8 protein-coding genes and 1 pseudogene are annotated in these 10,712 nt (G+C 68.3%); 5 read left to right on the forward strand and 4 right to left on the reverse strand.

From position 1 onward, the window contains the following. Positions 1-583, forward strand: a pseudogene (locus tag WBL06_RS08835) (monooxygenase); the annotation flags it as partial. 98 nt (positions 584-681) lie between these two features. On the opposite strand, the gene WBL06_RS08840 reads toward WBL06_RS08835, so the two are convergent. The 4 genes from WBL06_RS08840 to WBL06_RS08855 form a co-directional block, all read right to left on the reverse strand. Continuing rightward, positions 682-1,341, reverse strand: a complete 660-nt coding sequence (locus WBL06_RS08840) for an HAD hydrolase-like protein (RefSeq protein WP_424455624.1) — start codon at positions 1,339-1,341, stop codon at positions 682-684. Next, positions 1,341-2,036 (reverse strand): endonuclease NucS, encoded by a 696-nt coding sequence (gene nucS / locus WBL06_RS08845; protein ID WP_424455625.1) that lies wholly within the window; start codon positions 2,034-2,036, stop codon positions 1,341-1,343. The genes WBL06_RS08840 and nucS overlap by 1 nt, the downstream gene beginning before the upstream one ends. 4 nt (positions 2,037-2,040) lie before the next feature. Further along, a complete protein-coding gene (locus tag WBL06_RS08850; RefSeq protein ID WP_424455626.1) occupies positions 2,041-3,840 on the reverse strand; it encodes an ATP-binding protein in 1,800 nt (599 codons plus the stop codon). A 74-nt stretch (positions 3,841-3,914) separates the two neighbouring features. Beyond that, entirely contained in the window at positions 3,915-5,129 is a 1,215-nt protein-coding gene (locus WBL06_RS08855; protein ID WP_424455627.1) for an MFS transporter, read from the reverse strand. 67 nt (positions 5,130-5,196) lie between these two features. Here WBL06_RS08855 and WBL06_RS08860 point away from each other — a divergent pair, with 67 nt between their 5' ends. The 4 genes from WBL06_RS08860 to WBL06_RS08875 form a co-directional block, all read left to right on the forward strand. Then, on the forward strand, positions 5,197-6,270 hold the full coding sequence (locus WBL06_RS08860) for a LacI family DNA-binding transcriptional regulator (protein ID WP_424455628.1): 1,074 nt from the start codon (positions 5,197-5,199) through the stop codon (positions 6,268-6,270). A 124-nt stretch (positions 6,271-6,394) separates the two neighbouring features. Next, positions 6,395-8,365: a M13 family metallopeptidase gene (locus WBL06_RS08865; protein ID WP_424455629.1), complete on the forward strand. Its 1,971-nt coding sequence runs from the start codon at positions 6,395-6,397 to the stop codon at positions 8,363-8,365. A gap of 7 nt (positions 8,366-8,372) precedes the next feature. Next, positions 8,373-9,281 (forward strand): serine hydrolase, encoded by a 909-nt coding sequence (locus WBL06_RS08870; RefSeq protein ID WP_424455630.1) that lies wholly within the window; start codon positions 8,373-8,375, stop codon positions 9,279-9,281. A 306-nt stretch (positions 9,282-9,587) separates the two neighbouring features. After that, positions 9,588-10,712: hypothetical protein (locus tag WBL06_RS08875; protein ID WP_424455631.1), on the forward strand; the 1,125-nt coding region annotated here is incomplete at its 3' end.

Consider the following 10,712-nt stretch of genomic DNA (forward strand, 5'->3'; position numbering starts at 1 on the left):
GGAGGTGGGGCTCGCCCTGCCGCCGCCCCGAGCCCGACGCCGCTTTGGGCAGCGCCGGCACTACGCGCTGCCGCCGTGGTCGGAGTTCGTCGAGGTGTTGTGGACGCCCGCGGGGGAGTTCTACGTCACGCCCATCGGCGACCGTGTTGTCGGGGTGGCGCTGCTCGCACGACGGGGGGAGCACTTCGACGAAGCCTTGGGTGCGGCCCCGGGTCTTGCCGCGCGACTGCGCGGCGTCGAGGCGGCGAGCGAGCTGCGCGGCGCCGGCCCGTTGCGGCAACGCACCCGCGCTCGGGTCGCCGGTCGGGTGCTGCTGGTCGGTGACGCCGCCGGCTACGTCGATGCGCTCACCGGGGAGGGGCTTCGGATCGGGTTCGCGCAGGCCCGGGCGGCCGTCGCCTCTCTCGTTGTCGGCCGCCCCGACGAGTACGAGGTCGCGTGGGAGCGGGAGACGCGCGACTTCCGGCGGCTCACCGGGGCGCTCGTGCGGCTCGCGTCATCGCCGCTGCGCGGCGCCGTCGTGCCCACGGCATCCCGGCTGCCGGGAGTTTTCGCCGGCGCGGTCGAGCGTCTCGCCCGTTGACGCGCCAGCCCGTCTCCATCCGTGACTTTTCGCGCGGATGGAACACTCGCGTGGACGAAAAGTCGCGGATGGAGGCAGGGCGACCCCGACGGGATGTGTCAGAGGCCGAGCTCGGCGAGCAGTTCGGCCGCGGTGTCGACGACGGCGACGGTGCCGACGGTCTCTCCGGGGGCGCCGTAGCCCCAGGTGACGTAGATCGTGGGCACGTTGTGGGCGGCCGCGCCGACGACGTCGTGGTGCCGGTCACCGACCATCACCGGACGGGTCAGGTCGGCGCCGCGAACCCGTAATCGGCGCAGGGCCTCTTCGACGACATCCGCTTTCGCGCTGCGCACCTCGTCTTCGCTCGCGCCCGTGAACTCGTCGAAGTACTGTGCCAGGTCGTAATGGTCGAGGATGAGCCGCGCCGTCGACTCGGGCTTCGAGGTCGCGAGCGACAGCGGCAACTCCGACGCATGGATCGCCTGCAGCACGTCGCGCAGCCCGGGGTAGAGATCGGCGTCGAAGACGCCGGTCATGACGTAGTGCTCGCGGTAGATCGCGAGGGCCCGTGCCGAGGTGATCGGGTCGAATCCGGCGAGGTCGCGGAAGGAGTCCATGATCGGCGGCCCGACCCACTCCAGCAGCTTCGCGGGAGACGGCACGGCCAGCCCCATCGCCTCGAACGTGTACGCCAGCGACGACGTGATGCCGGGCGCCGAGTCGACGATCGTGCCGTCGAGGTCGAACAGCACCGCGGTGTACGGGAGGTCGGGCATCAGAACAGTCTCGCGTGCCCGGAGTCGAGCCCGCGCATCGCGTCGTAGTCGAGCAGCAGGGTGCGGATGCCGCGGTCGGCCGCCAGCGTGAGCGCCTGCGGAGCGATCGACTGTGCGGCGAACACTCCGGCCACCGGCGCGAGGAGCGGGTCGCGATTCATCAACTCGAGATACCGGGTGAGCTGCTCGACCCCGTCGATGCCGCCGCGCCGCTTGATCTCGACGGCCACGTGGGAGCCGGCGGCATCCCGAGCCAGGATGTCGACCGGTCCGATCGCCGTCATGTATTCGCGCCGCACGAGCTCATGTCCGTCGCCGAGCAACTCGATCTGCTCGGCGAGCAGACGCTGCAGGTCGGCTTCGACGCCGTCCTTCTGCAGCCCCGGGTCGACCCCGAGGTCGTGGGTCGAGTCGTGCAGGATCTCGTAGATCGAGATCACCAGGATGTCGGCGGTCTTCACCTGCGACACCCGCCACAGCTCGACGACCCCGGCTTCGGCTCGTTCGGCGTCGACCTCTTCGACCGCGAAAGTGCACGGCGGGCTCATCCAGTTGAGCGGCTTGTACGACAGCGAGTCGGAGTGCACGAGCACGCTGCCGTCGCCCTTGAGCACGAGCAGCCGGGTCGCGAGCGGCAGGTGCGCCGAGAGCCGCCCGGCGTAGTCCACCGAGCAGCGGGCAACAACGAGACGCACCCGGTCAGCCTAGGTCGGAAGAGCGGCGCAGAAGGTATCGACGGTTGCGGCTCTGCGGCGCGGCCGTCGGGTCGATGGCGCCTTGGTCGACGAGGACTCGAAGCCGCGGTCGGAGGGAGCCAGGGGTGCTCTCCGCAAGGATCGCCAACTCGTGAATGTCGGACTCCCCCAGGATCTCGAGCCAGGCGAGAACCCGCTCGTCGAGGCTCATCGAGTCATGACCGGCAGGGCGGGGCTGCTCGAAAGGGAGATCCACGAGTGGCGGCTGTGAGTCGATGATTCCGCGCGCGAGAATTGCCCCGACGCGATAGGCGTCGCCAGGGCGTCGCGGGTAGGAGAGCCACCCCTGGGAGACGAGCTCGCGAAGCACTTGTTTCGCTTCCTCAGTGTCGATCCCGAGCTGGGAACGGAGGAGCTGGTCGTGAACGTCGAAGCCGTGTCGCACCAGCGCCAAGGCAATTCGTCCATGACGGGTGAGTTCGCGAGCGCCAATGCCATCTAGCCACGCATCGACTTCCGGGGTAAGGATCCCATGTCGGTCGAGGGTCACGCTCATCGAAGTCACCGTCGAGCGAAACCTCGGCGCGGTGAGGCCAGCCTGGCCGAGCACGCCGGTCATCCGAGGAATACCGGAGCCGGCGTTCTCGCTAATCGTCTCATCTCGGTCAGGGAACGGCACTTCGGGAAGCAGGCTGGATAACGTGGCATTGCGAGAACGAGAGCTGCCATCGTAAAGATCGATTTCACCACGACCGCCGTAGATCCCGCCGGGATTGTGGATCTCGACGCGATCAGGGTAGACCTCGATGCGCACCTGCTCGCCGAGCGCGTAGGCGCTGTAGTCCCGATGAGAGAGGGCATTGACGACGGCCTCTCGCAGTGCGTCCACGGGGATCTCGGGCTCGTCGACAGCCCCAGCGCCCCTCGAGACTCGCCTCGTCTTGAGGTTCTGCAGCAGGGCGCTGACGGCATCGTCCACCATTGCCGGGATCGGCCCATCAATGATTCGTCGATCCAACATCCGCACGTCGCCGGCCACGACCGCCTTGTCTCGTCCGGGATACGCGGCGAACGAGATCATGAGCTGCGGAAAGTACTGCTGCGGATAGCGCCCGAAAGCGAGTAGGCCCGCCAAGGTCGGTGAGTTGCGATCGGCGTCGAGCACTCCGAAGCGGACCAGGATCTCGCGATCGTCCCGTAGGTCCGCAACTGCTCGCGGTCGCACCCTTCTTAGCCGACGGACGAATCTTTCGATGAGCGAGGCGTCGAGATCTTCGTAACCCGCCCCGTCGACCGGATGGCGGTCGTCAGTTGGCTGCGCACTGGCCGTGGCGAGAAGGAAGATCGCGTGCGTGCTCATCCTTCGATCGCCGTCCGAGGTGCGCTCGAAGCTGCCGTTCTCCTTTCCACGTGTCGTTACAAACGAGGGCTTCTGTTCCGCCGGAAGTTCTTCGACCTCGACGACAACGACGGGCGAGCCGTCAACGACTCCGACGTCGATGGTGCCTTGTGGTCGTGGAGTGAGCGGCCCGTCAGGGTCGCTGGCGCGACGGGGTCGGAATCCGTCGGACACAGCGTCCCGGATAGCGGTCGCATCGAAGCCGACGGCGGGTCGGAACCCCGTCCTCTCGTCCAGGCCGAGGATGATGAGGCCTCCGCGGCCGTTGCTGAAAGAACTGATGGTTTCCCAGATAGTTGTTGGGAGACCACCCGCGGCGGCTTTGACTTCGACCCGAGCCAGATCGGTCCCGGCCGCGCGGATGCGTTTGACAATGAGGTCCAGGTCGCCCTGACTCGTTTCCACCGATGCCCCTCAGTACAGGATCACTGTAGTCATCAGTGTAGCCACACTGATGCGAGTTTGAGAGGTGAAGTCGACTACGGCGCTGGAGTGCGAAGCGCCGGTTTGCGCGCCGCCGGCACCGCGAACCCCGCGATGACGATGAGCGCGAACACGATCCACAGGGAGTTGAGGATGCCGATCTGCTCGCCAACCAGGCCCAGGATCGGCGGACCGACGAGGAAGGCGCAGTAGGCGATCGTCGCCACGGCGCTCACCCGGGCCGCCGCACCAACGGGGTTGTCGCCAGCCGCCGACATCCCGACCGGGAAGCCGAGGGCGGCGCCGAGCCCCCACACGACGATGCCGGCGACCATGACGGGCGTGAACGGCACCAGGATGACGACGGCGAGCCCGACAGCCGACGCCGCGACCGCGACGCGCAGCACCGACACTCGCCCGAACCGGTCGAGCAGCGGAACGCCGGCGATTCGACCAACCGTCATCGCGACGGCGAAGACTCCGAACATCAGGGCACCCTGCGCATCGTCGAACCCGCGGTCATCGGTCATCGCGAGGGCGAGCCAGTCATTGGCCGACCCCTCCGCGAACGCCATCCCGAGCACCAGCACCCCGATGAGCAGCACGCGGGGCTCGCGCCAGGCGGCGACCTGCGCGCGGAACCCGCCCTTCGCGCCCTCGTCTCCTTCGGCTGCATCGGCTTCCAGTTCACGCGGAAGGAGGCGGGGGATCAGGGCTGCCGTGATGAGCACCGCGATCACCACGCCGGCGAGGTGCAGGGCAGGCCCGATCCCCAGATGGGCCACCACCGCGCCGATGCCGGCGCCCGCGACCGTGCCGAGGCTCCAGGAGGCGTGATACCAGGGCATGAGAGTGCGCCCCATCTCGCGCTCGACCTGGGTGCCTTCGACATTCATCGCGACATCGCAGATCGACCAGGCGACCCCGAAGATCACCATCGCGACGATCGCGAGCGGGAACGACACGAGAAGCGAGGCCGAAACCGCCAGCAGGCCAAGCCCCAGACTGCCGATCACGAAGGTCAGCACCATCGTGCGGCGCGCCCCGAGCCGGTGCACGACCATGGCGGCTGCGAGAAGTCCGGAGACGGCGCCCGCCGACAATCCGAACAGCAGGAACCCCACCTCGGCGACGCTGATCCCGAGGATGTCGCGGATCGCAGGGAGCCGCGAGATCCAGGTCGCGACCGCGATGCCGTTGAGTCCGAAGATCACGAAGACGCCGAACATCGCGTGGCGCAACGAGGACGAGGTGGGGGTGGTGCTGGACATCAGGCTCCGAGGCTGTGCGGCAGATCGAATCGTTTCGATCGAATCGTTTCGAGTACGATAACAACCCATGGAGCCGGAGGCAAGCACGACGCCGCGCCCGACTCTGGCTGCCGTCGCCGCGCGGGCTGGCGTCTCGGTGTCGACGGCATCCCTCGTCTTCAGCGGCGCGGGCCCCGTGGCCGCCGCCACACGCGAGCGGGTGCTCGCCGCCGCCGCCGAACTCGAGTACGGCGGCCCCGATCCGACGGCGCGATCACTCCGGCGCGGTCGCTCCGGCGTCATCGCCGTCGTCACCGAAGACCGGCTCGCCGACGCCTTCCGTGATCCGATGAACCTCGCCTTCCTCGACGGCGTCGCGCAGGCGTTCGGCGACGAGCGGGCGGGGCTGCTCGTCATCCCGCTCGCGGCCGAGCCCGAGACCGACCTCTCCGCATCGCCGATGGATGCCGCGATCCTGTTGGGCTGCAGCCTCGACCTCAGCGCGTCTGTCGAGGCGCTGCGCCGGCGCCGCATTCCGATCGTCGCCGTCGAGGCCGACGCGCTCGACGGGGTGTTCGTCGTCGACCTCGACAACCGCGAGGCGTCGAAGCTCGGCGCGGAGCACCTGCGCGACCTCGGGCACCGGCGCGTGGCCACCGTGACGCTCGCCCTCGACGCGGCTCGCACCCCCGGCCCGCTCACCCCGGAACGGGAACGCGCCGCGACCGGTCACACGACGGTGCAACGTCTCGCCGGTCTTCGGGACGTCTTCCCCGAGGCGAGCGGCCGATCCACCTCGGGCAGCTCGATCGCCGACGGCTATGCGGCGGCGCGCGAACTGCTCGACCGGCCCGCCGCCGATCGGCCGACCGCGATCGTCGCGCAGAGCGACCTGCTCGCCCTCGGCGTGCTCCGTGCCGCCGACGAGCTCGGGCTCGTGGTGCCCCGCGATCTCAGCGTGCTGGGCTTCGACGGGGTGCGCCTCGACGAGGCCGCCCCGCACGTGCTCACGACCCTCGTGCAGCCGGGTGTGGAAAAGGGCGAGGCGGCGGCGGCCGCCGTGTTCGCGGCGCTCGCCGGCGGCCAGCCCGATCCGGTGCTGCTGCAGTGCACCTTGCGCGCTGGGACGACGACCGGTCCCGCCCCCTCGGTGGTCGAGTAGCCGCCCCGCGGCGGGTCGAGACCACGCGCCGGGTCTCGACACGCGGCCTCCGGCCGCTACTCGACCACCGACAGGTGACGCGGCCTCCGGCCGCTACTCGACCACCGAAAAGTAGGGTGGACGGGTGACCGACGCGCAACTCTCCTCCGGAATCGACACAGCCGACCTCGATGAGAAGGTGCGGGCGCAAGACGATCTGTTCCGTCACGCCAACGGCCGTTGGATCGACAGCACCGAGATCCCGAGCGACAAGGCGCGCTACGGATCGTTCTACATCCTCGCGGAGGAGGCCGAGAAGGCCGTGCACGCGATCATCGAAGAGGCGCAGACCGCCCCCGCGGGCACCGAGACGCGCAAGTTCGGCGACCTGTACGCGTCGTTCATGAACGAGTCGCGCATCGAGGAGCTCGGCTGGAACACGATCGCCGACGACCTCGCAGCCGCCGCGGCGGTGACCGACATCCCGTCGTTCGTCACGGCGCTCGGCCACCTGGAGCGCGCGGGCGTCGGGGGATTCGTTCAGGCATTCGTCGACAACGATCCCGGTGACCCGGAGCGCTACCTCGTCTTCCTCGAGCAGAGCGGCATCGGCCTGCCCGACGAGTCGTACTTCCGCGAGCCGAAGTTCGCCGATATCCGCGACGCCTACTGCGCCCACCTCGAGCGGATGCTCGGCATGGCCGGCATCCCCGACGCAGCAGCCGCCGCCGCGCGCATCTTCGACCTCGAAACGGCGATCGCCGCCAACCACTGGGACAACGTGCGCTGCCGCGACTCGGTCGCCACCTACAACCCGATGAGCTGGGATGCGGCGCGTGCGCTCGCCGGCGACAACGCCGCCCTGCTCGGAACGTGGCTCGACGCGCTCGACGTGCCCGCGGCATCCTTCGCCGAGGTCGTCGTGCGACAGCCGAGCTTCCTCGAGGGACTCGCCCCGCTGCTCACCGCCGACCGTCTCGACGCGTGGCGCAACTGGTTGCAGTGGCAGGTCATCCGCGCCTCGGCTCCCTACCTGCACGCGGAGGTCGTGCAGGCGAACTTCGACTTCTACGGCAAGACCCTCACCGGCACCCCCGAGCTGCGCGCCCGGTGGAAGCGCGGCGTCTCGATCGTCGAGGGTGCGATGGGGGAGGCGATCGGCAAGGTCTACGTCGAGCGGCACTTCCCCGACGCCGCCAAGGTCGCGATGGATGATCTCGTCGCCTACCTGGTCGAGGCCTACCGGCAGAGCATCACGAACCTCGAATGGATGACCGACGCCACCCGGGAGCGAGCCCTCGACAAGCTCGGCAAGTTCACGCCGAAGATCGGCTACCCGGTGAAGTGGCGCGACTACTCCACCCTCGCGATCACCGCCGACGACCTCGTGGCCAACGTGCGGGCCGTCGCCGAGTTCGACTTCCAGCGCGAACTCGGCAAGATCGGCAAGCCGATCGACCGCGACGAGTGGTTCATGACCCCGCAGACGATCAACGCGTACTACAACCCCGGCTTCAACGAGATCGTGTTCCCCGCCGCCATCCTGCAGCTCCCCTTCTTCGACGAGACCCGGGATGCGGCCGCCAACTACGGTGCGATCGGCGCGGTCATCGGGCACGAGATCGGGCACGGGTTCGATGACCAGGGGTCGCAGTACGACGGCGACGGGAAGCTCACCGACTGGTGGACCGACGACGACAAGGCCGCATTTCAGGCGCGCACGTCATCGCTCATCGAGCAGTACGACGCCCTCGAGCCGCGCCAGCTGCCCGGCCACCACGTCAACGGCGCGCTCACGATCGGCGAGAACATCGGCGACCTCGGCGGGCTCGGCATCGCCTGGAAGGCCTACCTTCTTTCTCTCGAGGGGGCGGAACCCCCGGTGATCGACGGCTTCTCCGGGGCGGAGAGGTTCTTCCTCGGCTGGGCTCAGGCGTGGCGCACCAAGATGCGCGACGAGGAGGCGCTGCGGCTGTTGTCGATCGACCCGCACTCGCCCGCGGAGTTCCGGTGCAACCAGATCGTCCGTAACATCGACGTGTTCTACGCAACATTCGGCGTCACCGAACGCGACGCCCTCTGGCTCGACCCGGAAGACAGAGTCACCATTTGGTAGATCGCTCGTGGTAGATGTGCACGCCGGAACCCAGCGCCGCGCTCGCGTGCGCTCTGCCAGCGTCCCCCGGCATCGGTCGGCCCAGGCGGCCGAAGACTTCACGGCCACCTTCACCGCCCTCGGCGACCTCGCCTACGACGGCGCGCAGGTGTCGGCATCCGTCACGGATCTCGACACCGGCAAGACGCTCGTCGCGATCGACGAACGCATCGTCTTGCCGACAGCGAGCATCGGCAAGATCCTGCTGCTCGTCGAGGTCTCCGCACGGCTGACCGAGCGCGACTTCACCGGCTACGGCATCCTCGACAAGACCCCGCGCGACGCCGTCGGCGACAGCGGCATCTGGCAGCACCTCCAGGCGCCGTCGCTGCCGGTCGCCGACCTCGCGACCCTGGTCGGCGCGACGAGCGACAACCTGGCGACGAACGTGCTGCTGCGCCAGGTGGGGCTGGATGCCGTGCGCGCCCGCACCGAATCGCTCGGGCTGCTGCGCACCGCGCTGCTCGACCTGGTGCGCGACTCGCGCGGGCCCGACGACGCGCCACAGCTCTCCGTCGGGTCGACCGCAGAACTCGCCTGGCTCTTCGCCGCGCTGGCCCGCGGCGAGATCGTCGACACCCTCACCTCGAGTCGGGTGCTCGGCTGGCTCTCGCTCAACTCCGACCTGTCGATGGTTGCGAGCGCCTTCGGACTCGACCCGCTCTCGCATCGAGGTACCGACCACGGCGTGCTGCTCGTGCACAAGACCGGAACAGACACCGGGGTACGTTCCGAGGCCGGAGTGTTGCGCGGTCCGCGCACCGCCGTTGCCTACGCGGCATCCGTGCAGTTCAACGACAGCGGACTCGCCGCGCGGCTGCGGGTGCTCGACGCCCTGCGGGTCGTCGGCCTCGACATCCTCGAGTACGTGCACTGAAGCTTGATCAAATATTAGCTTGTCCTCATAAATGAGGACTGCTACCTTGGCGGCTGAGAGGTCCCGGCGCGCCGACCCGAAATCGGCGAGCACCCCCGATGGGACCGACCCCCGAGGAGAAACCCCACTGCTCATCTGAACCGCTGACCCCCGAAGCGGCGCACGGAGACCCGAACGTTTCCGTGCGCCCCCCGCCCCTTCGACCGGCCACCCCCCTGTGCCGGCCCACTCGATGGCCGTTGCCATCGCGGCGTTACCCGTGCGCCCATTTCCCTCCCCCCACTTCTTTCACAGAGGACTCGAGAAATGTTGAAGAAACTCCTTGCTGGGCTGACGGCGATCGCGCTGTCCCTCGGCATGGTGGCGCTCACGGCCGCCCCGGCCGGCGCCACGCCCCCCGCCACAACGACCACCGGCGAATCCACGCCGGTCGACACCACCCCCTACGTTCTGGTCGCCTGGGTCATGCCAGGGTGGGCGAACTCCACGACCCCGACCTGGCCCCAGACGTACTTCACGAGCATCGACCTCGCGACGAAAGACCTGAATGCCCTCGACGGGCAGCTGGGGGCCTGTGGCGTCGACTACCAGGTCGACCTCTACAACGACAGCCCGACCACCACGGCCCTCATCGCCGGCGGTGTGCTCAACGGCCCGAACAACCCGGCGGAAGATTTCCCGTCGCCGTCCGGGTGGGGTAAGACGTACAAGCTCATCAACAACGCCGACTGCGTGAAGGAAGCGACTCCGACGAAACCCACCATCGTGCAGGCCGTCTGCACCGGTGAGGAGCAGGTCGGACAGGGCTCCTTCACGATCCCGGCGATCAACGATATTCAGTACAAGATCTGGGACGGCAACTCGTGGGAGAACATTTCCGCAGGGGTCTACCCGGCTGACGACGGCGACGAGGTCCGCATCCGGGCCTATCCGGCCACCACGCACGTCCTGACGGACACCGACCACAACAAGGAGTACAAGTCGTACACCTTGAAATTCGACAACATCAAATCGAAGAACTGCGACGTTCCGGAGACTCCGACCTTCACGCCGAAGGTCTGCACCGGACCGGCCACGACCAACACGGCGTCATACACGATCCCGGTTGACAGCGGCATCCAATACCAGGTGCGCATCAACGGCGGCTCATGGGTGGACGTCTCCGCGGGAACCGTCAACGTCGTGAACTTCCCGCGCCTCATCGAGGTGCAGGCGCTCGCCGATGGCGGCATCATCGTCCCCGGTTCGACGACCTACTGGTCGCAAGACTTCACCGACCCGGGGCAGTGTCTCGAGAAGGCAACCCCGGGTGACCCGAAGTTCGTCGACTCGATCTGCGAGGCGAACACGACGGGATCGACGCAGGCGACCTACGAGATCGTCGCGGCGCCGCACGTCACCTACCAGATCAGCTTCAACGGCGTGGACTAC

The organism is Pseudolysinimonas sp. (assembly GCF_049651805.1).
Classification (GTDB): Bacteria; Actinomycetota; Actinomycetes; order Actinomycetales; family Microbacteriaceae; genus Pseudolysinimonas_A.

Bases quoted from the DNA above. Each gene is read 5' to 3' on its own strand.
- WBL06_RS08840 (WP_424455624.1), bottom strand. From the start codon at position 1,341: ATGCCCGACCTCCCGTACACCGCGGTGCTGTTCGACCTCGACGGCACG.
- WBL06_RS08855 (WP_424455627.1), bottom strand. From the start codon at position 5,129: ATGTCCAGCACCACCCCCACCTCGTCCTCGTTGCGCCACGCGATGTTC.
- WBL06_RS08860 (WP_424455628.1), top strand. From the start codon at position 5,197: ATGGAGCCGGAGGCAAGCACGACGCCGCGCCCGACTCTGGCTGCCGTC.